General features: G+C 41.8%; 21 protein-coding genes. 14 read left to right on the forward strand and 7 right to left on the reverse strand.

What is annotated here, in order from left to right; genetic code table 11:
- Positions 1 to 16: 16 nt before the first annotated feature.
- The 10 genes from mltG to umoD all read left to right on the forward strand — a co-directional run bounded on the left by mltG (position 17) and on the right by umoD (position 9,135).
- Entirely contained in the window at positions 17 to 1,042 is a 1,026-nt protein-coding gene (gene mltG / locus BDD26_RS12970; RefSeq protein ID WP_115826757.1) for an endolytic transglycosylase MltG, read from the forward strand.
- On the forward strand, positions 1,039 to 1,680 hold the full coding sequence (tmk, locus tag BDD26_RS12975) for a dTMP kinase (protein WP_115826758.1): 642 nt from the start codon (positions 1,039 to 1,041) through the stop codon (positions 1,678 to 1,680). Before mltG ends, tmk begins: the two co-directional genes overlap by 4 nt.
- Positions 1,677 to 2,666, forward strand: coding sequence for a DNA polymerase III subunit delta' (gene holB, locus BDD26_RS12980; RefSeq protein ID WP_038260328.1), 990 nt, complete (start codon positions 1,677 to 1,679; stop codon positions 2,664 to 2,666). Before tmk ends, holB begins: the two co-directional genes overlap by 4 nt.
- A 22-nt stretch (positions 2,667 to 2,688) precedes the next feature.
- Positions 2,689 to 3,465 carry a metal-dependent hydrolase gene (locus BDD26_RS12985; protein WP_038260327.1) on the forward strand — a complete coding sequence of 259 codons (777 nt, stop codon included), beginning with the start codon at positions 2,689 to 2,691 and terminating at the stop codon, positions 3,463 to 3,465.
- 31 nt (positions 3,466 to 3,496) lie between these two features.
- On the forward strand, positions 3,497 to 3,847 hold the full coding sequence (hinT, locus tag BDD26_RS12990) for a purine nucleoside phosphoramidase (RefSeq protein ID WP_038260326.1): 351 nt from the start codon (positions 3,497 to 3,499) through the stop codon (positions 3,845 to 3,847).
- A gap of 142 nt (positions 3,848 to 3,989) precedes the next feature.
- Positions 3,990 to 4,559, forward strand: coding sequence for a penicillin-binding protein activator LpoB (lpoB, locus tag BDD26_RS12995; RefSeq protein ID WP_115826759.1), 570 nt, complete (start codon positions 3,990 to 3,992; stop codon positions 4,557 to 4,559).
- A complete protein-coding gene (locus BDD26_RS13000; RefSeq protein WP_115826760.1) occupies positions 4,546 to 5,409 on the forward strand; it encodes a phosphotransferase in 864 nt (287 codons plus the stop codon). The genes lpoB and BDD26_RS13000 overlap by 14 nt, the downstream gene beginning before the upstream one ends.
- A 56-nt stretch (positions 5,410 to 5,465) precedes the next feature.
- Positions 5,466 to 6,485, forward strand: coding sequence for a beta-N-acetylhexosaminidase (nagZ, locus tag BDD26_RS13005; RefSeq protein WP_115826761.1), 1,020 nt, complete (start codon positions 5,466 to 5,468; stop codon positions 6,483 to 6,485).
- Between the two features lie 409 nt (positions 6,486 to 6,894).
- Entirely contained in the window at positions 6,895 to 8,196 is a 1,302-nt protein-coding gene (locus tag BDD26_RS13010) for an NAD(P)/FAD-dependent oxidoreductase (RefSeq protein ID WP_115826762.1), read from the forward strand.
- 471 nt (positions 8,197 to 8,667) lie between these two features.
- The gene (umoD, locus tag BDD26_RS13015) at positions 8,668 to 9,135 is read left to right on the forward strand and encodes a UmoD family flagellar biogenesis regulator (RefSeq protein ID WP_038269887.1); all 468 of its coding nucleotides are present in this window, start codon (positions 8,668 to 8,670) and stop codon (positions 9,133 to 9,135) included.
- Positions 9,136 to 9,249: 114 nt separating this feature from the next.
- On the opposite strand, the gene mfd is transcribed toward umoD, so the two are convergent.
- Positions 9,250 to 12,690, reverse strand: coding sequence for a transcription-repair coupling factor (mfd, locus tag BDD26_RS13020; RefSeq protein WP_115826763.1), 3,441 nt, complete (start codon positions 12,688 to 12,690; stop codon positions 9,250 to 9,252).
- Between the two features lie 563 nt (positions 12,691 to 13,253).
- On the opposite strand from mfd, the gene lolC reads away from it, so the two are divergent.
- The 3 genes from lolC to lolE are packed head-to-tail and all read left to right on the forward strand — an operon-like array spanning position 13,254 to position 16,397.
- A complete protein-coding gene (gene lolC / locus BDD26_RS13025; protein WP_038269882.1) occupies positions 13,254 to 14,456 on the forward strand; it encodes a lipoprotein-releasing ABC transporter permease subunit LolC in 1,203 nt (400 codons plus the stop codon).
- On the forward strand, positions 14,449 to 15,150 hold the full coding sequence (lolD, locus tag BDD26_RS13030; protein ID WP_115826764.1) for a lipoprotein-releasing ABC transporter ATP-binding protein LolD: 702 nt from the start codon (positions 14,449 to 14,451) through the stop codon (positions 15,148 to 15,150). The genes lolC and lolD overlap by 8 nt, the downstream gene beginning before the upstream one ends.
- The gene (lolE, locus tag BDD26_RS13035) at positions 15,150 to 16,397 is read left to right on the forward strand and encodes a lipoprotein-releasing ABC transporter permease subunit LolE (RefSeq protein WP_115826765.1); all 1,248 of its coding nucleotides are present in this window, start codon (positions 15,150 to 15,152) and stop codon (positions 16,395 to 16,397) included. Before lolD ends, lolE begins: the two co-directional genes overlap by 1 nt.
- 37 nt (positions 16,398 to 16,434) lie before the next feature.
- On the opposite strand, the gene BDD26_RS19575 is transcribed toward lolE, so the two are convergent.
- On the reverse strand, positions 16,435 to 16,650 hold the full coding sequence (locus tag BDD26_RS19575) for a hypothetical protein (RefSeq protein WP_170140349.1): 216 nt from the start codon (positions 16,648 to 16,650) through the stop codon (positions 16,435 to 16,437).
- Between BDD26_RS19575 and cobB the strand changes: the two genes are divergently transcribed.
- Positions 16,585 to 17,403 (forward strand): Sir2 family NAD+-dependent deacetylase, encoded by an 819-nt coding sequence (gene cobB, locus BDD26_RS13040; protein ID WP_115826766.1) that lies wholly within the window; start codon positions 16,585 to 16,587, stop codon positions 17,401 to 17,403. The two genes, BDD26_RS19575 and cobB, sit on opposite strands and share 66 nt — an antisense overlap.
- A 148-nt stretch (positions 17,404 to 17,551) precedes the next feature.
- On the opposite strand, the gene BDD26_RS13045 is transcribed toward cobB, so the two are convergent.
- The 5 genes from BDD26_RS13045 to hflD all read right to left on the reverse strand — a co-directional run bounded on the left by BDD26_RS13045 (position 17,552) and on the right by hflD (position 23,325).
- Entirely contained in the window at positions 17,552 to 18,673 is a 1,122-nt protein-coding gene (locus BDD26_RS13045) for a ribosomal protein uL16 3-hydroxylase (protein ID WP_115826767.1), read from the reverse strand.
- A gap of 122 nt (positions 18,674 to 18,795) precedes the next feature.
- Positions 18,796 to 20,325, reverse strand: coding sequence for a two-component system sensor histidine kinase PhoQ (phoQ, locus tag BDD26_RS13050; RefSeq protein WP_115826768.1), 1,530 nt, complete (start codon positions 20,323 to 20,325; stop codon positions 18,796 to 18,798).
- 4 nt (positions 20,326 to 20,329) lie between these two features.
- Entirely contained in the window at positions 20,330 to 21,001 is a 672-nt protein-coding gene (gene phoP / locus BDD26_RS13055; protein WP_115826769.1) for a two-component system response regulator PhoP, read from the reverse strand.
- Positions 21,002 to 21,292: 291 nt separating this feature from the next.
- Positions 21,293 to 22,663, reverse strand: coding sequence for an adenylosuccinate lyase (purB, locus tag BDD26_RS13060; RefSeq protein ID WP_115826770.1), 1,371 nt, complete (start codon positions 22,661 to 22,663; stop codon positions 21,293 to 21,295).
- A gap of 35 nt (positions 22,664 to 22,698) precedes the next feature.
- Positions 22,699 to 23,325 carry a high frequency lysogenization protein HflD gene (gene hflD, locus BDD26_RS13065; RefSeq protein WP_038269864.1) on the reverse strand — a complete coding sequence of 209 codons (627 nt, stop codon included), beginning with the start codon at positions 23,323 to 23,325 and terminating at the stop codon, positions 22,699 to 22,701.

Raw genomic sequence — 23,325 nt, forward strand, 5'->3', positions numbered from 1 at the left:
TAAAAGTGGTAATCGGATGAAACTTAAAAAAAGCATTCTTATTTTACCTGGATTGATTATTGTTATTGCAGCAATAGCATTTTTACTTTTTGCAAAAAAAATAGAAAATTTTTCTGCTCAGAAGGTTAATCTGACTCAAGATCTTATATTCACAGTACCTGCCGGAATAGGTCGTGCCGGGCTGGAGACACTATTAATTCAGCATAAACTAATCGAAGATAACCAGTTATTGCAGTGGCTGTTTCGTTTAGAACCAGAATTAGCCGAATTTAAGGCAGGTACTTATCGTCTACAAAAAAATATGACGTTACAAGAAATACTGCAATTGTTTTCCAGTGGTAAAGAAGTTCAATTTTCTATCCGCTTTGTTGAAGGTAGTCGTCTCTCTGACTGGTCAAAGATATTGCAGAATGCGCCATACTTGAAACATGAGGCAGAAGGTAAGACGCCACAAGAGCTGACAAAATTGTTGGATATGAAAACAGGTGGATCACTGGAAGGGTGGTTTTACCCTGATACTTACCTCTATACCGCAGGTACACGTGATATAGAATTACTCAGACGTGCTCACCAAAAAATGGTCATGTTAGTAGAGCAGGAATGGAAAAACCGTGCAGAGAATTTACCGTATAAGAGTGCTTATGGGATGTTAATTATGGCATCTATTATCGAAAAAGAGACTGCGGTAGATTCTGAACGCGCTAAGATTGCGTCAGTATTTGTTAATCGTCTGCGGTTAAAGATACGATTACAGACAGATCCGACAGTCATATATGGGTTGGGAGATAAGTATACCGGAACCATTTTTCGTAGCAGCCTGACCACATTTACGCCATACAATACTTATATGATTGAGGGACTGCCACCAACGCCTATTGCCATGCCAAGTCTTGCATCGATCAAGGCAGCCGCACATCCGGCTGTGACTGATTATCTATATTTCGTTGCAGATGGCAATGGAGGTCACACATTTACTACGAATTTGGTAGCGCATAATAAAGCGGTAAATCTTTATCGCCAGAGGTTAAAGCAGGATAAATGAACAGCAAATTTATTGTTATTGAAGGGCTTGAAGGCGCAGGAAAAACTACGGCAATCCAAACTGTGGCTGATACACTGAAACAGCATGGTATTTCTGATCTTGTTTTTACCCGTGAACCGGGTGGAACTCCCTTAGCGGAAAAATTACGTCAATTGATCAAAGAAGAGATTGAAGGAGAGATATTGACGGATAAAGCTGAAGTATTAATGCTTTATGCCGCCAGAGTTCAGTTAGTGGAGAATGTGATCAAGCCTGCTCTGGCGAAAGGCAGTTGGGTTGTCGGAGATCGCCATGATCTGTCTTCTCAGGCATATCAGGGTGGTGGCCGTGGTATTGACCAGAGCTTATTGTCTTCATTGCGTGGAGCAGCGCTCAGTGATTTTTACCCTGATTTGATCATTTATCTTGATTTACCGCCAGAGGTTGGTTTACAGCGTGCCCGCGAGCGTGGTGAATTGGATCGTATTGAAAAAGAATCGCTGGATTTTTTCCATCGTACCCGCACAAGGTATCTTGAACTTATAGAACAAGATAAGACCATCAAAAAAGTAGATGCAACACAGTCACTGGAAAAAGTACAGGATGATATTCGTCAGATTTTGTTTCATTGGTTGAAACAACGGGAAATGCAGGAATGAATTGGTATCCGTGGCTTAACCATGCGTATCGCCAGTTGATTGAATCTCATCAACAAGGTCGTGGGCATCATGCCCTTTTGCTTCATGCTCATGAGGGAACAGGAGCGGAAGCATTACTTTATGGATTAAGCCGCTGGCTGATGTGTCAGGATAAACAAGGAGCAAAAAGTTGTGGTAAGTGTCACGGTTGTCATTTGATGCTGGCAGAAACCCATTCTGACTGGCATGTTCTTGCTCCCGAAAAGGGGAAAAGTATCATTGGTGTGGATGCAGTACGTCAGCTTAGTGAGAAACTTTACGAGTATTCTCAACAGGGTGGCGCTAAAATTGTGTGGTTACTATCAACAGAAGCACTAACTGATGCAGCGTCTAACGCCTTGTTGAAAACGTTAGAAGAACCACCCCGAAATACTTATTTCTTATTGAGGTGCCAACGTCCGGCGAGTTTGCTGGCAACATTGCGAAGCCGCTGTTTTTATTATTTTCTGCCTGCTCCCGAAAATCAAACAGGATTGTACTGGCTGCAAAATCAACTTCCGGCAATATCATCGCAGGATATTCAGACGGCATTAAAGTTGTCACAGGGAGCTCCACTGGCTGCAAAACAGTTACTCCAAACTGAAAAATGGCAACAGAGAACTGCATTTTGTCAGGCCATTATACAGGCATTATATGACTATGATACTTTATCACTTTTACCATTATTGAATCGTGATGATGTACAGCAACCGTTATATTGGCTGATTAGCCTGCTGTCTGATGCGGTGAAATGGCGGCAAGAGGCACAAAATTACTGTATCAATCAAGATCAGCAGGCGTTAATCCACCATCTGGCTACTGGCCAAAGTGTGGAAAAATTATTAAATATGGTTGATGATTGGACGCGTTGTCGTCATCAATTAATATCCGTAGCGGGCATCAATCGGGAATTGTTACTGACTGAACAATTACTCAATTGGGAAAGTCAGCTTTGCTCCACTCGCTAACACATTTAGATACGGGCATATTATGTTTTTAGTGGATTCACATTGTCATCTCGACTGTTTAGATTATGAAACACTGCACAAAAGTGTAGATGATGTAGTGGCTAAAGCCGCAGAAAGGGATGTGAAGTATATGCTGGCGGTAGCGACTACGTTGCCTGGTTTCCAGCAAATGAAAAATAGGGTTGGTAAACGTGAAAATGTCGCGTATTCCTGCGGTATTCATCCATTAAATCTGGATGAAGGTTACGATTTTGATGAACTTGCTCGATTAGCTGCGGACAATGATGTGGTCGCACTGGGGGAAACAGGGCTGGATTATTATTATCAGAAAGAAAATGCGGAATTACAGAGAACTTCATTTCGCCAGCATATCCGTATCGGTCGTGAATTAAATAAGCCTGTGATTGTTCATACCCGTGAAGCAAGAGATGATACTCTGACGGTTTTGCGAGAAGAAAACACACAGGATTGTGGCGGAGTGCTGCACTGTTTTACAGAAGATAAAGATACAGCAAGGGATTTACTGGATCTCGGTTTTTATATTTCTTTCTCAGGTATTGTTACATTTCGTAATGCAGAACAAATTCGTGAAGCTGCAAGATTTGTCCCTCTCGATCGTATTCTGGTAGAAACTGATTCACCTTATCTGGCTCCGGTTCCTCATCGTGGTAAGCAGAACCAGCCTGCTTATGTACGTGATGTTGCTGAATATATGGCAGTACTGAAAGGGGTCAGTATTGAGAAGTTGGCAGAAGTAACGACAAGAAACTTTTGTGACCTGTTCCATATTAATATTTAAGAAAATTAAATGATAAGAAAGGAGAAGTGAGATGGCAGAAGAAACTATTTTCAGCAAAATCATTCGTCGTGAAATTCCATCTGATATCGTATATCAGGATGATTTGGTGACGGCATTCCGGGATATTTCACCTCAAGCCTCAATTCATATTCTGATTGTCCCTAATGTACTTATTCCAACAGTTAATGATGTTACTCCAGAGCATGAACCTGCATTGGGGCGTTTGTTCACTGTTGCAGCGAAAATCGCCAAACAAGAAGGAATTGCAGAAGATGGTTATCGCCTTATCATGAATTGTAACCGCCATTCTGGACAGGAAGTGTTTCATATCCATATGCATTTGGTGGGTGGACATCCATTAGGCCCGCTATTGGCAGGGTAATATTATACGTCACTATTTTTGCTAATAAGTTTTCGTTAATGGATTTATGTTAATGGAACTGTGTATGACCGATTCGTATGATAGTTGTGCATGATGTTGTACATGATTCTGTGCACGATAGTGTTGTAACTGGAGTAGATTAATGAAAAGAGTTCTCTTAGTTATATTATCAGCAATACTGCTGGCGAGTTGTTCATTAATACCACCACAGCCGCCTGCTCCTGTTACTCCTGCTGAACCGGAGCAAAAAACAGAACCTCCGGCAAAGCCACTGGAGAAAGTTCCTCAACCTCCAAAGATTCCGTCGATTAGCTGGAATAGCATTATCCAGCCATTAATTGAACAATTGGCCAAAGCTCAGGGCGTAGAGGCGGGAAAAGTATTGCTTGTTGATACAGTTAAAAACAACACAAATGGCTCACTGAGAACACTTCAGGCCACTGATGCGATTACAGATATGGTCAGTAAAACACAGGTTTTTCAGATAGTACCGAAAAAACAGGTGTATTACGCTCGGCAGACATTAGGGTTGTCATCAGAAGATAGCCTGTCATTGCGCAGTAAATCTATCGGCTTGGCGCGTTATCTGAATGCTGATTATGTACTCTATTCTGTCGTGTCTGGTAATAATGAACAGCGTAAGATAGAGATGCAGCTTATGCTGGTCAAAACGGGCGAGATACTTTGGTCAGGTAGTGGTGATATTGACTAATAATAAAGCCTTACTTGAGGTATTGCGTCAGAAATGGCCTGACATTCCTGCAAAAAATTGGGAAATCAGGCCATTAACAGGTTTGACCCAGGGAAGCCACTATATTACGGATGGTGTGCATCAGATGGTAGGGCGCAGGCAAACGTGGCATGGTGGAACTCTGGGGGTGAATCGTCAACGGGAAAATCGGATCTTACGCAAGCTCTCTTTTGTCGGTATTGCACCTAAAGTCATCGCTATGCGTGGTGATTGGCTGTTATTAGAATGGCTGAGCGGAACAAAAGTTACGGCTGAAGCATTTGGTTTACCGTCATTTCAACAATCGTTGGCGCAAATAGTTGCTAATCTCTATCACCATTCGCCATTGGGTTATTCTCTCCAGCTTAAACAACAAATCGCATCCCAGTGGCAGCAGATTGATAAGCATCGGCTTTCACCGGATTGGTTGCGGCTACATAAATTATTTATGACAGCAAAAATGCCTGCTCCCTTGAAAATAGCACCCGCTCATATGGATATTCATCCCGATAACCTGCTTATAACTTCAGAAGGCCTAAAATTGATTGATTGGGAATATGCAACGGATGTCGATATTGGTTTTTCATTGGCAACCTTATTTAAAGGTAATCAATGGGATGAGATACAGCAGAAGACTTTCTTGAATTATTATTGTACCTACGCATCAGGCTACATTGATATCGTTTTATTGGAGCAAAAAATTAAGCAGTGGGAGCCGTGGGTGAGATACATGATGCTGATGTGGTATGAAGTACGCTGGCAGCGGACAAAAGAGCCACAATTTTCAGCATTGGCTCATCCTTTGCGCTTGAGCTTTAATCTGGCGTTTTAGTCCGCTGGATGGTGATATCTAATAGATAACCAGTACAAATAGAAGTGAGGAAAGTTATGGGCTCAGTAATGTTAGATGTTGTTGGTTATGAGCTGGATAGTGAAGAACGTGAAATTCTGCAACATCCATTAGTGGGCGGTTTGATCCTGTTTACCCGCAATTTTCACGATACTCAGCAGTTACGTGATTTAGTTCGTCAGATCCGCGAAGCCTCCCGCCATCGTTTAGTTATCGCTGTTGATCAGGAAGGGGGACGTGTACAGCGTTTTCATGAAGGTTTTACTCGCTTACCTGCTGCACAGTCTTTTGCCTGTTTGAATGATGAACTGTTGGGGGGACATTTGGCAGAAGAGTCCGGTTGGCTGATGGCATCAGAAATGATCTCAATGGATATTGATATCAGTTTTGCTCCTGTACTGGACTTGGGACATAAGTGCACTGCGATTGGTGAACGTTCGTTTCATGAAGAGCCTGAACCAGCGATGATAATGGCTGAGCGATTTATCAAAGGCATGCATTCAGCAGGAATGAAATCAACGGGTAAACATTTTCCCGGACACGGAGCAGTAACAGCAGATTCTCACAAAGAAACGCCATTGGATGATCGTTCAATGGATGCGATTAGCTGTCACGATATGTTGATCTTCCGTGATTTCATTCAACGAAATTTGCTTGATGCAATTATGCCGGCTCATGTGATCTACTCTCAGGTTGATCATCGTCCGGCAAGTGCTTCTCCTTACTGGTTGAAAAACGTTTTGCGCCAGCAGCTAGGATTTACTGGCGTTATTTTTTCTGATGATCTGTCAATGGAAGGTGCGGCAGTTATGGGCGGGTATGCTGAACGTGCGAAAGCCTCACTGGAAGCGGGATGCGACATGATTTTGGTGTGCAATAACCGTCAAGGGGCAACGAATGTCTTGGATAACTTACCAATGATTAACTCGGATAAAATAACACGGTTATATCATCAGGGAGGTCAGTTCAGTTTGGAAGAGTTGAAAAAATCAGAACGTTGGCAGCAAGCAAACAAGCAATTGAATAATTTATGTGACCAGTGGCTAAGCTGCGGCTGATCATTGAATTTGTCTGATTGGTTGCTATCAAATCTGGGATAGGGTTACTGCCTGGTGATCCTATCTCTTTTGTCCCTTTTTATTTATTTCTCCCTAAAGTTGGTTCCAGAATATCGTTTTGTCAGAAAATTTCCATAAATCACACAATATTAACATTGTAAATTACAAATTTTCATAAATCAGATTTAAGTTGGATTAATTAAACTAAGAACACAAATTTTGTGATTGGTGTCTAATTAATCAAAAGAATTTGATAGGGGCTATTTTTGGTATGACCTGCTGACTAGCCATGATATTCTGGAGATATTTTCAGTGCGAAATTTATTATGCCTAATGTTATTTAAGAACGTTATCCAAAAATTGTTTTAGCACTTTACATAACATTAGTTGTATTTTCAGTGGGGTAGTCATGACAACGCCAAAGACAAGAATTGTCATCATTGGTGGGGGTGCTGGTGGTTTAGAGCTGGCAACACGTTTGGGACATAAATTAGGGCGTAAGCAAAAAGCCGAAATTACTTTGGTGGATCGCAACAACAGCCACTTATGGAAGCCATTGTTGCATGAAGTCGCAACAGGCTCTCTTGATGATGGTGTTGATGCATTAAGTTATCTGGCCCATGCCAGTAACCATTACTTTAACTTTCAGTTAGGTACACTCACCAATATCGATCGTGAACGAAAGAAAGTCACACTGGCTGAGATCCGCGATGAAAATGATTTACTAGTACCAGAGCGTGAGTTGGCTTACGACATTCTTGTTATGGCATTGGGTAGCCAATCGAATGATTTTGGTACGGCAGGTGTAAGAGAAAACTGTATTTTCCTTGATAATCCACAACAAGCACATCGTTTCCACAATGAGATGTTAAACCTGTTTCTGAAATATTCTGCAAATCAATGTGCGGAAGAGAAAGTTAACATTGCGATTGTTGGTGGTGGTGCAACAGGTGTTGAGCTTTCAGCAGAGCTGTATAACGCCGTTAAGCAGTTGAACAGTTACGGTTTTGAAAGCCTGAATTCAGACGCATTGAATGTTACTTTGGTTGAGGCGGGTGAACGAATTCTGCCGGCATTGCCGCCACGTATTTCCAGTGCTGCGCATCAGGAATTAACCAAACTTGGTGTTAAAGTCCTGACCAAAACTATGGTAACCAGTGCCGATGAACATGGACTGAATACCAAAGATGGTGAACAGATCAAGGCTTCTTTGATGGTTTGGGCTGCGGGAATTAAGGCGCCTGACTTTATGAAAGAGATTGGGGGACTGGAAACAAACCGCATAAATCAGTTGGTTGTGAAACCTACTTTGCAGTCAACATTGGATGACAATATTTTTGCTATTGGTGATTGTGCATCATGCCCGAAAAAAGAGGGGGGTTTTGTTCCTCCGCGCGCCCAGTCTGCTCACCAGATGGCAAGTCGTTGTTATGACAACATTTTGGCTCTATTGAGTGAGAAACCACTGAAGGAGTATGTGTATAAAGATCACGGTTCACTGGTATCTTTATCTAAATTCAGTACAGTTGGTAGTTTGATGGGTAACTTGATGCGTGGTTCCATGATGGTAGAAGGGCGTATTGCACGCATTGTTTATATCTCTTTATACCGCATGCATCAGGTCGCATTACATGGATATATTAAAACAGGCTTAATGATGCTGGTTGGTGGAATTAACCGTGTTATTCGTCCGCGCTTGAAATTGCACTAATTGAGTTAAAGTGGTTCATCTGGATTTAAGATATCCAAAATATTTCAGATGAACCATTAAATATTTTTTTATTTTATCTTGATTATTTATTATATTTTTTGTTATACCTTTCATAATTATTTCTCTATTATTTTTTAAACCTGTTTAATCCTTGTAATAAGACTAATTTTAAATAGGTAACTATAGAATAACAATGTATGTCAATATGTTAAAGTTGAAAACATTTAGTAAAAACATTCAATCTAATGATATATAAAGAATAAGGGATATAAATTGAATGAAAAAACGCTATTCAATAGATTTTAAATCTTAATAAAAATCAAAAGGCTAAAATATAGATAACATTTATTTTAGGAACCTCATAGGATTTTTCTTAATAATGAATTGAACGCATTTTTGGTTTCTAAAAATAGTTAATGAACATGTTTAAATCCAGGAGTATATCAAATTATTAATATAACAAGGTGCTATGTGAGTAAACTAAAGACAAGGCAGTGTGGGATTTACTCTCTGATTGTTATGATTGCCGTTGGTATCGCTGCAATATTTTATTTTAAAAACCCGCAGCCTAAAATTGCACAGGTGCTCTCTTCAGAGCCTATCAAAACAATGGCTTCTGCTCCTCAATATTATTGTAATGGGGCTTTGCTACCATTTCTAATCGGATTGAGAAATATTGAGAATGACCATCTGTCTGTATATAAGAATAGTATGTTCACTCTTATTGAAATGTTAAATATAAAAAGAGAATATCATGCATTGAACTATTCTCAATTAAAAAATTGTGTCATGGTTCATGTCAAGGAAAAACGTATTATTGGGTATGACGTTATTTATATGATCGGTGATAAACCTGGTAAAGTGAGAGTGACACATAGACCAGAACAAACTATTCCTCTGGATGAAAAGGGGAGATTAATTCTCAAGCCATATTTGTAGAGACAGGCCGTTTCAAAAAGGAGCTGCACCCCAGTCACATAGTTACCTATGCTCCCGGGGATTGGTTTCCTGGCCGCAGCGACACAACTTGAAATTTATTGGGTATAGTCGCTGTTATATCTGATGTTGTTCGAATGTTTCCAATAATGTTTGGATGAACGATAAACGTGTTGCCCTTTTGGTTAAATCAGTCATGAATTTTAATTTAGAAGGCCCGTCCAGTCGGTAAATGTTGGGCTGAGTTTGCAATAAGCCGATGAGGTAATTGGTATCCACTTTGTTGTTTTGGCTAAATTCAATAAAGCCACCTTTCTCATGGGCTTCTATGCGCCTAATTCCCAATTCTTGGGCCGTCAGGCGGATAGAAGCAGATTGCAATAACTGTCGGCCGGGATCAGGTAATGTACCGAATCGGTCAATTAATTCAACCTTCAATTCTGCCAGCTCATCGTCATTTTGCGCACTTGCAATACGTTTATAGAAAGAAAGGCGCATATTCACATCAGGAATATAATCATCGGGCAAAAGTACTGGCATGCGTAGTTCTACTTCGGTTTGGTTAGTGGTGAGATCCTCAAGTGATGGCTCTCGCCCATCTTTGAGTGCATCAACTGCACTTTCCAGTAACTCCATATAGAGAGTGAAACCGATGCTCGCCATTTGCCCACTTTGATCTTCGCCCAAAAATTCACCGGCTCCCCTGATTTCCAGATCATGAGTTGCCAGCGCAAATCCTGCCCCCAGATCTTCAAGGGAGGCAATTGCTTCCAGCCGTTTTTGGGCATCTGTGGTCATCGCCTTTGGATGAGGAGTCAGTAAATAAGCATAAGCCTGGTGGTGAGAGCGGCCAACACGTCCCCGCAATTGATGCAATTGAGCCAGACCAAAATGGTCTGCGCGTTCAATAATAATGGTATTGGCTGTAGGAATATCAATACCTGTTTCAATAATCGTAGTACATATCAGCACATTAAAACGCTGATGATGAAAATCTGCCATGACCCGTTCCAGATCACGTTCGCGCATTTGCCCATGGCCGACCGCGATTCTCGCTTCAGGAACTAACTCTTCCAATCGATTTTTTGCTTTCTCAATATTCTCAACATCGTTATAAAGATAATAAACCTGACCACCACGTAAAATTTCACGCAGGATAGATTCTCGAACCACTAAGCTATCATATTCACGCACAAAAGTTTTCACTGCCAGACGACGCGCTGGTGGTGTGGCAATAATTGATAAATCGCGCATACCACTCATTGCCATATTGAGTGTTCGGGGAATGGGGGTTGCTGTCATGGTCAGAACATCAACATTGGCACGGATAGCTTTGATACGCTCTTTGTGACGAACACCAAACCGATGTTCTTCATCAACAACCAATAATCCCAGATCTTTCCAAAGGAGATCATTCTGTAACAGTTTGTGAGTGCCAATGATAATATCGACTTTCCCCTCTGCCGCCATATCTATAACTTGTTGCTGTTCTTTAGCACTGCGGAATCGGGACATAACTTCAATATGTACAGGCCAATTCGCAAAACGATCACGGAAATTGTCATAATGCTGTTGAGCCAGTAGGGTAGTTGGAACTAAAACGGCGACCTGTTTATTATTATTGATAGCGGTAAAAGCAGCGCGCATTGCCACTTCTGTTTTACCGAAACCAACGTCACCACATACCAGCCTGTCCATGGCGATGGGCTGACACATATCACTTAATACAGCATTGATGGTTTGTTCTTGATCCGGTGTTGTATCGAACGGGAAACTCTGACAGAACAGTTGATATTGCTCCCGATCGTGCTTAAAGGCAAAACCGGGTTTAATGGCACGCCGCGCATATACATCCAGTAATTCAGCCGCGACATCACGAATTTTTTCTGCTGCTTTCTGGCGTGCTTTATTCCAGGCATCACCACCAAGTTTGTGCAGAGGTGCATTTTCCTCTGCTCCTCCAGCGTAACGGCTGATTAAGTGTAGGGAGGAGACGGGAACATACAATTTATCCTCTCCGGCGTAGGTCAGGATGAGATATTCCGCTTTAATTCCGCCTGCTTCCAGTGTCGTCAGCCCTTGGTAGCGTCCAACACCATGTTCAAGGTGTACAACGGGTTGACCATGACGCAATTCTGCGAGGTTACGGATCAAGGTATCAGTATTGATTGTGCGACGGTTATCCTGACGGCGGCGACTCACTCGCTCACCAAGCATGTCGCTTTCACAGATCAGGGCTAGTTTTTTCTCCTCATCAACGAAGCCTTGTTCTGCTGCACCGATCATTAAAAAACAGCCCGGCTCCTTAGCATCCGCTAACTGTCGTATTTTTATTGGATGAATTTTGATCCGCGATAGTAATTCGTTTACAGACTCCCGACGTCCTTCACTTTCCACTGAAAAAATGATCTTACCGTTAAATTGTTCTATAAAACGGCGTACTTTATCCAAAGGGGCTTTTTGATGCACAGCAACGGATACATCGGGTAAAGGCTGGTAAGCGAGATTGATACTCCCGGCTTTTTGCGGCAGTTCTTCGTTTCTGATTTGGAGGCGGGGCCAGTTTTTCAATTCAGCGAATAGTTTATCGACAGGAAGCCAAATTCGTTCAGGTGGCAGTAATGGCCGCATTGGGTCAACTTTACGGCTCTCAAAACGTTGTTCTGTGTCCTGCCAAAAACGTTCGGTTGTCGCCATTAGGTCTTGTGTAATAAGTAAGGTGTTTTCTGGCAAGTAATCAAAGAGTGTGGATAAAGACTGCTCAAAGAACAATGGTTGCCAGTATTCAATGCCTGCCGGTAGCGTTTTTTTACTGACTTGCTGATAAATATGTTCAGCATCACGGCGAACTTCAAATTGTTCACGCCATTGGCTGCGAAATAATTCGATAGCTTCTTTATCTGTTGGGAATTCATGGGCGGGCAGTAAGCTGATTTTTTCCACTTCCGCGAGAGTACGTTGGCTATCCACGTCAAAAGTACGCAGGCTATCGATTTCATCATCAAAAAAATCGATACGGTAAGGGTGTTCACTCCCCATAGGGAAGAGATCAAACAGGGCGCCGCGTGTAGCAAATTCACCATGCTCAAGCACTTGATCCACACTGCGATAGCCAGCTTGTTCCAGGTCAGCACGTAATTTGTCACGGGAAAGTTGTTGCCCCTTACTCATGATCAAAGCATGCCCGCTGAGATATTCATGCGGGCAAACCCGCTGCATCAATGTATTTACAGGCAAGATAAGAACGCCTTTCATCATGAAAGGTAATTGATACAGCGTAGATAAACGGTTTGAAATGATTTCTTGATGGGGTGAAAAACTATCGTAAGGCAATGTTTCCCAATCTGACAGCATGTTTATTGGGGAGTGGGTGAATTGTGGAATTTCATCACGCAACCGTAAGGCATTCTGCATATCTTTTGTAACTAGCAGAACAGGCCCTGAGTGACGTTCAATGATTTCGGCGCATTCGATGGCACAAGCAGCGCCGATCAGGTGGCCTAATTGGCGGATATCACCGCGACGTTCAGGAAGTTGATAACGATATTTTGCGGACATAAGCGTTTAATGTGTTCTCTAAGATTCAGTCCATTCCCAACACATTTTTAACCCAGTAGCCTTTACAATAAATATGCCGGCAGGTTGAGAGGCAGGTTGAGAGAAAGTAAAAAACACAGAACCGAAGTATGAATGGCTCCATGAAGGTACAACTCCCCTTTATTATCCCCGAACACTTTGCTTTGGCAACAGGGGAGTAACAGATTTAATATTTGTATTGAGGCGATATATTAATTCAATGAATATGGAAATTTTGTTACCAAAGGTAATATTTTTTCAGAAAATTAAAATAATTAAAGTGATCGATGGTTGATGAATAATTGATAAGAAATTTGAGCCGGAAAGGAAAACCACGATTTTTATCTTCAACCTGAAAGGGTGATAAGCAAATCTCAGTTAAACGGTGATAATATGTAATCAGTAAACTATGTGGGTTGAATTTTGTACAGAGTGTGTGTGTAAAAAATACAGATGTAAAAATGAATACGCAAAATAGAGATAAGATATGACCTTTCCTATTAATTTATTGTTTTTAAATAATTCCCTTTGATACGGCGGATTCCATGTTTCAGTCTGTCTCATTATTTATCGGATTGCGCTATATGCGTGGACGAGCGGTCGATAAGTTTGGCCGCTTTGTTTCTTGGTTATCAGCCATTGGCATCACTTTGGGAGTGGCTGCATTGATTACTGTGTTATCAGTGATGAACGGTTTTGAGCGTTCATTGGAAGCCAGTATTCTGGGTTTTATGCCTCAGGCGATCATTACTTCAGAAAAAGGTTCGATTAATCCTGTCAAATATCCTGATAGCCAGCTTTCAGGGTTAAAAGGTGTCAGCCGTATCGAGCCGATTGTTCAGGGGGATGTTGTACTGCAAAGTGCCCGTAATGTTGGTGTCGGAGTGATGTTGGGTATTACGTCAGGTGAATATACCCCATTAGCAGAATATACGGTTGATGTTGATCTGAGCCAATTACAGCCTGGTCGCTATTTTGTGATCTTAGGGGAAAAACTAGCGGCAAGATTGGGAGTCAAACGGGGTGATCAAATTCGTGTTATTGTGCCGAGTGCCAGCCAACTCACCCCAATGGGCAGGATCCCCAGTCAGCGTTTATTTACGGTAGCCGGAACATTCTTTGCTAACAGCGAAGTTGATGACACAGAAATGTTGGTTAATCAGCAAGATGCAGCACGTCTTTTACGTTATCCCATAAATAATATTACGGGCTGGCGTTTGTTCCTCAATGAGCCATTGAAAGTGGATGAATTGAGCCAGCAACTGCTGCCAAAAGGTCTAATCTGGAAAGATTGGCGCGAACGCAAGGGAGAGTTTTTTCAGGCTGTGCGAATGGAAAAGAATATGATGGGATTATTGCTTAGTCTGATCATTGCAGTAGCTGCTTTCAATATTATTACTTCCCTTTCTTTATTGGTGATGGAAAAACAGGGAGAGATTGCTATTTTGCAGACACAAGGGCTGACCCGTTGTCAGATAATGGCTATTTTTATGATCCAAGGGGCAGGAGCGGGCATCATTGGTGCTTTACTGGGAACGGGATTGGGAATACTGTTTTCCAGTCAACTCAATAAATTAATGCCCATTATAGGCTTGCTGACTGAAGGTATGCAGTTACCTGTCGCCATTGAGCCTGTTCAAGTGGTGATCATTGCCATTATTGCCATACTGATCTCATTGTTATCAACTTTATACCCTTCCTGGCGCGCGGCTGCCATTCAACCTGCTGAGGCTTTACGTTATGAGTAACCAACCTTTATTGCTATGTCATCATTTGTGCAAAAAATATCAGGAAGGGCAGGTTTCTACAGAGGTATTAAAAAACGTCACTTTCTCTATGCAACAAGGAGAAATGATGGCGATTGTCGGGAGTTCTGGTTCTGGCAAAAGTACTCTGTTGCACTTACTTGGTGGATTGGATTCACCGACTGCTGGTGAAGTTCTTTTCAAGGGAAAATCTCTTAATAAGATGTCTGCTTCCGGGCGAGCGGAATTACGGAACAGTGAAATTGGTTTTATTTACCAGTTTCATCATCTGTTACCTGATTTCAATGCACTAGAAAATGTCGCTATGCCATTACTTATCGGAGGTAAAACGCGTCAGGCTCAACAAAAGTCGCGGGATATGCTGGCGGCAGTCGGATTGGAAAATCGGGCACACCACCGACCTTCTGAATTATCAGGAGGAGAACGTCAAAGAGTTGCCATTGCCCGTGCATTAGTCAATGAGCCGTCATTAGTACTGGCTGATGAACCGACAGGCAATCTTGATCAACGTAATGCTGACAGTATCTTTGAGCTTTTGAAAGAGCTGAATCAACGGCAAGGTACGGCATTTTTGGTAGTAACTCATGATCTGAAATTGGCTGACCGATTGGCACGTCAGGTAGAAATGCGCGACGGATATTTACAGGATGAATTAACCCTAATGGGGGAAATGTAATGGCAAATTTGCCTCTTGCATTGTTTACTGCATTACGTTTCAGCCGGGGTCGTCGTCGTGCGGGAATGATTTCTCTTATCTCAATTATTTCGACAATGGGGATTATGCTTGGTGTTGCGGTGTTGATTATCGGACTGAGCGCCATGAATGGTTTTGAACGTGAACTGAAAAACCGGGTACTTTCTGTTGTACCACATGGGCAAATTTTTGCAGTGGAACAACCTTTTCAGCATTGGGAACGCGCACTTGAACAAGTAAAACGAACGCCGGGCATTGTAGGAGTATCACCTTATATCGAATTTACCGGGTTGATGGAGCGAGGTGATAAACTCCATGCTGTTCAAGTACGTGGTGTAGATCCTGCCACTGAGACTGATGTCAGTGCTTTGCCTCAGTTTGTTAGCAACGGTTCCTGGCAGACATTTCAGGCGGGAAAACATCAGGTGATTTTGGGACAAGGAGTAGCAAATTCACTAAATGTGAAGAAAGGTGATTGGCTGACAGTCATGATACCTAATAGCGATCCGAGTCTGAAATTATTACAACCTAAACGGATCCGTTTACAGGTTACTGGAATTTTTCAGTTGAGTGGTTTGCTGGATCACCGTTTGGCTTTGGTTCCATTATCTGATGCACAACAATATCTGGATTATGGTGATGCTATTACCGGCATTGCCATCAAAGCTGACAATGTTTTTGCCGCAGAACAGCGCGTTTTGGATGCAGGTAAAGCAACAGGAAGATATGTCTATATCAGTACATGGATCAAAGATTACGGCTACATGTATAACGATATTCAGATGATACGTGGCATCATGTATCTGGCTATGATCCTGGTTATTGGGGTAGCTTGTTTTAATATCGTTTCAACGCTGATTATGGCTGTCAAAGATAAAAGCAGTGATATCGCTGTCCTGCGTACATTGGGTGCCAAAGATGGGCATATCAGGGCGATCTTTTTATGGTATGGATTATTGACTGGCATGGTTGGTAGTATCATTGGCGCTATTGCCGGAATTTTCACATCGTTTAATTTGACGGCTATCATTAAATGGGTGGAGAGGCTGTTCGGGCATCAATTCCTATCCGGGGATATCTATTTTATTGATTTTCTGCCGTCAGAGTTACATGCCATAGATATTTTCTATGTGTTGTCAACAGCTCTGATCTTGAGTTTGTTGGCCAGTTGGTATCCTGCTCGTCGGGCCAGTAAACTTGATCCAGCGCGGATTTTGAGTGGTCAATAATATTCCATAGTATTAACTATTACCTAAGCGCGTTATCTTACGGAGTTAACTGAGCAGAAAAGATGGCTTGAACATGTCCCGGATAGAACAGCGGTAAAATTAACAGAAGCTGAGGGAATGTTCCTAAAGAAGCTGATTTTAAAAAGCCACTGTTCTTCAAAAAGGAATAATTTAAGGAGATGGTCATATGCGTGTTATTCATCGGCTCAGTAAATTCTGTAAGATTAGGCGACTGCGGCGTCAGCGATTTCATAGGCAAATTTTTTACAGGGATATTCGCTTGGTAAATAAAATAAAAAATCCCCATGTGGTGGTACTGACCGGAGCGGGTATTTCCGCTGAGTCAGGGATCAGAACTTTTCGCTCTTCTGATGGCTTATGGGAAGAGCACCGTGTTGAAGATATTGCTACACCTGAAGGGTTTAAGCGTGATCCTGAATTAGTTCAGGAATTTTACAATGCACGTCGAGAGCAGCTACAACAGCTGGAAATCCAGCCCAATGCTGCACATTACGCTTTGGCAAAACTTGAGCAAGAACTTGGTGATAACTTTCTGTTAGTGACACAAAATATTGATAACCTGCATGAACGAGCGGGAAGCCAGCGTATTATTCATATGCATGGTGAACTTCTGAAAGTCCGTTGCTGTCAATCTGGGCAAGTCATTGAGTGGACATCGAAACTGTCTATGGAAGATCGCTGTCATTGCTGTCAATTTCCCTCGTTACTGCGTCCCCATGTTGTGTGGTTCGGGGAAATGCCACTAGGGATGGAACAAATTTATTCTGCTTTGGCTAAGGCAGATATTTTTATTGCTATTGGTACTTCCGGTCACGTTTATCCCGCGGCAGGTTTTGTGCATGAAGCGAAGTTATCCGGTGCTCATACTGTTGAGCTGAATTTGGAGCCTAGTCAGGTTGAAAGTATGTTTGATGAAAAACATTATGGTAATGCCAGCCAAATAGTCACTCGATATATTCAATCACTACTCCAGCAGATGGATTGATATTTTCTCAGTTACACATCTTGGTTACATTCATCAGCCATGTTCTCCCAGCCACATTGTTAGCTATGTGACTGGGGCATTCACTGGTACTGCTTTTTCACCGATACTGCTTTAATAAAACTTAAAATTCAATTTGGTCATTGATCAGTTAATCATCAAAATACCAATAACCGCTATTAACTAAGGCGGTAAGCAAGCTGATAAAACATACATCATCAATGGCATCGCCCAGAGTATCAGTATTGACACTATCATATTGGCAAAGTGCATCAGCCGCTTGCAAATGAGGTGTATCCATCAGTTCGCCATTAACGAAACATTTATCACCGACGCGCAGAGTACGTAATCCGCTCAGACGAATCAGGTTTTCACCCTGTTTGAGTAATTCATAGATTTCGTCACTTTCATAGGGTGGCTCTGGTGGAGCAATATCCAGCTCATGACGTGACTGAGAAATAAACTCCCCAAACCAGTTTTGGAATGTTTCAGGTTGTTCCAGTAAATCCCGCATCATGGCACGTAGGGTGGTCAGTTCATTTTCCTGAATTAGCGCGGGGTTATCACGGAATGTCAGTTCAGGATCACTATAACGATGGCTTCCTAACTCGTTCGCCAGAATATAGTCGGCAAACCCACTAAATAATTCACGGGCATTCGGTGCGCGGAAGCCTACAGAATAATTTAGTGAATCTTCAATTGAATAACCTTCGTGTGGATAGCCAGGTGGAATATAAAGGATATCTCCCGGCAGCATTTCTTCATCAATAATGGCTTCAAAAGGTTCAACTTGTAATAAATCGGGATGAAGACAATGCTGTTTCATCGGGATCTTGTCGCCAACACGCCAGCGTCTGCGACCTTGCCCTTGGATGATAAATACATCATATTGATCAAGATGAGGGCCGACACCACCGCCCGGAACGGAGAAAGAAACCATCAAGTCATCCATCCGCCAGTCAGAAAGTACACGGAATGGTTTCATCAGTGCAGAGGAGGGGTGATGCCAATGATTAACGGCTTGTACGAGTAGTGACCAGTTTTTATCGCCCAGATGGTCATAGTTTTCAAATGGCCCATGAGAAACTTCCCAGCGACTGTTCTTCTGGCTGACTAAACGGCTATCGATTTCGTTTTCCATTGCCAATCCAGCCAATTCATCGGGAGAAAGTGGGTCGATAAATTGCTGGAAACCCTGTTTGATCAGCAGTGGTCGTTTTTGCCAATGGTTCTGCAAAAACGCCTGCCAGTCCAGATTCAGCTGATAATTCATGGTGATATCCTGAGTGACAAGAAAATTTCTGGCTATTATAACGGATAGTCAATGGAGTTATCAGATTTGGATGAAATATTTCGAGCCTGCTCCCATTAATCATTTGTTGTTAATGAAAACTGTCAGGGAGTGTTGTTCGTTATCCGTTGGTTTCGGAAGGTTACACTCACTCTGGCACCTCCCAGACGGCTATTGCCAATGCTGATATCACCGTCATATTGTTCCACAATTTCTGATGCGATCGATAATCCCAATCCTTGTCCCGGACGTAATGTATCTGCTCTTAGTCCTCGTTCGAAAACGATACTGCGTTTATTGGGAGGAACACCTGGCCCATCATCATCAATAATAATGGTAATGAAATTTTCACCTGTCAGAGCAGTCACTTCGACAAACTCCAGACAATATTTACAGGCATTCTCCAAAATATTCCCAATGACTTCTAAAAAGTCATTTTTTTCACCTAACCAAGTCAGTTCAGGGGAAATGTCTAAAGTGATGTTGACCCCTTTGTGTTGATAAACTTTGGTCAATGCATTGATAAGGCTATCGAGTAAGGTTGGAACTGAAAAAACTTTTTTCAGAATGAGGTTGTGATCGTTGTATATATTGGCTCGATGTAAATAATAACCAATTTGTTGGGAAATCCGGTCAATTTGTTCAAGCATGATTGGTTCAGCGTGCTCAATGGTCATCTGTTCACTTAAACGAAGGGAGCGGAGTGTGGATTGCAGCACTGCCAGAGGTGTTTTCAGGCTATGTGTCAAATCAGATAAGGTTGTTCGGTACTTTGTATAACGCTGACGTTCATTGTCCAATAATGCATTTAAGTTTTTAATCAAACCTTTTAATTCAGATGGAGGGTTTTTGTCTAATTCTTCACGTTCACCTTTTTCCAGAGAACTTATTTGAACAATTAACGATTTAATCGGATGTAAACTCCAGTCAGCCGCCAGCCAGATCAATGGGACAACTAAAATCAGGTTGGCAATCAATACATATCCAAACCATTCCCAGATTTTTTCTGACGGCAGTATATTCTGTGGAATGGTATTGATAACAGCAATGGTCATTGCTGGAAGAGTATCAGTTGCCGGATAAATATTGATAGCAACAGAATAAGTTAACAGCTCTTGCTCATCTATGTCATCACTACTGGTAACAACCTTGTTGTTAGTGCCGCTCTTTTTGCTGATATTGTTCTTCTTATTGGCGTCAGTATGGTTATTTGTTGTGTGTTTATTGTCTGATTCAGAATATAGCTTAGAATTTATATCTGTATAATAATCCTCTAATTCATATAGGCCATTTTTTTTCAGCCAGCCAGAGGGGATTTTTTTTTCAAGTTCTGGTGCATAATGCTGACGCCAGAGGATTTTATTTTTATCATCATAAATCAGGGTTAATGAGCGATTACCTGTATGGAAATTTTCTGGGAAAAGAATATCCAGCTTATTTTCTTTCCATCTGGCAAGGGAGTAAAATAAATTACTCTGGTTACTGAGTATAGCATAAGTATCATTATCAAAACGCAATAAATACCCGACAATTGCGACAATTCCATATGGCAAAGTCAATGCGAGAATAATGACTGTCGTCGCCATGAGAAATCGTGTTCTCAGAGAGACATGCTTTCTCGGTAATTTAAACATTACGCTATTTCACATCAAAACGATAACCTTGGCCACGGACAGTAACAATAACCTCATCCGGCCATTCGTTCAGGATTTTTTTTCTTAAACGCCCCATTAATACATCAATTGTATGACTTTCACGTAATTCAGCGTCAGGATACAACTGCCTCATCAATAAATCCTTACTGACAACTTTGCCATTATTACGCATCAAGGTTTCAATAATCGTATATTCGAAGGCGGTCAATTTTATCTTTTTACCATTAACAGAAAACTCCTTACGTGAAAGATCGATTAAAAACGGTGGTAATTCGGCAACTTGAGATGCTAATCCGCTATTACGACGCATCAGGGCTTGTATACGCGCATTAATTTCCTCTAGTTGGAAAGGCTTGGTAACGTAATCATCTGCTCCGGCATTCAGCACAGTCACTTTTTCTTGCCAGCTTTCACGGGCAGTGAGAATGAGAATGGGGATATTAATATGATCGCTACGCCAGCGTTTAATTAAGCTCAAACCATCTTCTCCTGGTAATCCCAGATCAATGATTGCGACATCAGGATGGTTTTCTTTCAGGTAATAATCTGCCTCCTTTGTATCTTCGGCAGCATCAACCTGATGGCCAATATCCCGGAGCTGTACTTTTAGGTGATGGCGAAGTAACGCATTATCTTCAACTATTAATATTCGCATAATGATTCCTTATGCTAACTAGTAAAATTTATCAAATAAATCTTAAATAGCCAGATAGTCAAATTAATCAGTGGATTTAAATAGATTATAGATATACTGTTATGATTAAACCAAGTATAGTAACTATTCAGTCTATTGTTGGTATGTTAATGAATGAATTGTCAAAAACAATAAGTTGATTCAATAATAGCTTATAACTTTACAACTTATTTATATTTCATATAAGGTTTGACTATTTTGCAATACGTGAACGGGAATTTTCCCGTTCACGATTATATAAATAAAAGAGCTTTATTTTAATTTATTGACCAGTAATTCAGCATAGCCGATATAATTTGCAGGGGTCATAAATTTAAGACGTATTTTTTCTTCTTCAGGAAGTTCAAGGTTATCAATAAAACTTTTCATTCCCTCGGCATCAACACGTTTACCACGTGTCAATTCTTTTAATTTTTCATAAGGTTTCTCAATACCATAACGACGCATGACAGTTTGAATTGGCTCTGCCAGAACTTCCCAATTCTGATCCAATTCATCCAACAGGTGTTGCTCGTTGACTTCCAGCTTACTCAGACCCTTCATGGTAGATTGATACGCGATTAATGTATATCCCAGACCAACTCCCAGATTACGTAACACCGTGGAATCAGTCAGATCACGTTGCCAACGTGAAACCGGAAGCTTGCTGGCAAGATGGCCAAATACTGCATTTGCCAACCCCAGATTTCCTTCAGAATTTTCAAAATCAATTGGATTGACTTTGTGTGGCATAGTGGAGGAGCCAATTTCGCCAGCAACTGTTTTTTGCTTGAAATGGTTAAGGGCAATATAACCCCAGATATCGCGATCGAAATCAATCAGGATGGTATTGAAACGCGCGATACAATCAAATAGTTCGGCAATGTAATCATGTGGTTCGATCTGAGTGGTGTATGGATTCCATTGAATACCCAGAGAAGTCACGAATGATTCACTAAACTGGAGCCAATTAACCTCAGGATAGGCTGACAGATGAGCATTATAGTTGCCGACCGCGCCGTTGATTTTACCCAGAATTTCAATTTGACCGAGTTGACGGAACTGACGTTCCATACGGTAAGCCACATTCGCAAATTCTTTACCAACAGTGGAAGGTGTTGCAGGTTGCCCGTGTGTACGTGACAACAAAGGTAAGTCACGGTAGCTATGAGCCATGTGCTTAATAGTATCGATCAACTGACGCCATTGCGGTAGCAGTACTTCCTCACGGGCAGTTTTAAGCATCAATGCATATGACAGATTATTAATATCCTCTGAGGTACAGGCAAAGTGAATAAATTCAGCAACCTGATGTAAAGCAGGAATGTGAGCTACTTTTTCTTTCAGAAAGTATTCAACGGCTTTAACATCATGGTTAGTGGTACGTTCAATTTCCTTGATGCGTAATGCGTCCTGTTCCTTAAAATTTACAACGATTTCATCGAGGTAAGCGTTTGCGTTTGCATCAAAAGCAGGGACTTCTGCGATTTCTGTTGTGGCAGCCAGTTTTTGTAGCCAACGTACTTCAACCTGCACGCGGAATTTCAGTAAGCCGAACTCACTAAAAATAGCGCGCAGTGCGCTAACTTTATCGCCGTAACGGCCATCAATAGGAGAAACAGCGGTCAGTGAGGATAATTCCATTAGTAGAAACTCCCGGATCTTATTTAACGATTTATTTAACAACGAGCAAGAATGTCTTTTGCCTGTCGGATCAGGCGCTGACGTGAAAACATAAATTGCAGACGACTACCGCCTACTTGTTGCCATAATACGGCGCTACGTATACCTGCCAGTAATGCAGCACGGACTTTTGCCTGAACTAACGTATTGCGCAAAACTTCAGGAGAACCCATAACCTGAATACGTGGCCCCAATGGGCTGATGACATCGATATAAATGCCAGCGAGAGCATTGAGCATTCCTTCGGACATAGGCTCAAAATACGCCTGTTGGCGTTCCAGCTGTGAGATACGCTTAGCCAGTTCATTTGTTGCCGATGAATTTTTGCTTAGACGACGTTCCAGTGCCATTATGCTCAAAACGTAGCGGGTAAGCTCAGCCGAAACTCCGCTGTTTGTGCCATTGAGCATCCCCATAACAGCTTCAAGGCCAACGCGCAGGTTGCGCGTTTCATTGCCAAAGACATCCAATGTGGAAGCCGGACTCATGTTCAGGATACTGTTGAGTGTTATTTCAAAGGCACTGGCATCACATTGCCCTTCGTGAGCCAGTTGCTGTACCAGACGAGCTGACTGGCATATACCCGCCAAAGCTAATGTAATGTCGTAATAATTTTTGGCCAC

The organism is Xenorhabdus cabanillasii (genome assembly GCF_003386665.1).
Classification (GTDB): Bacteria; Pseudomonadota; Gammaproteobacteria; order Enterobacterales; family Enterobacteriaceae; genus Xenorhabdus; species Xenorhabdus cabanillasii.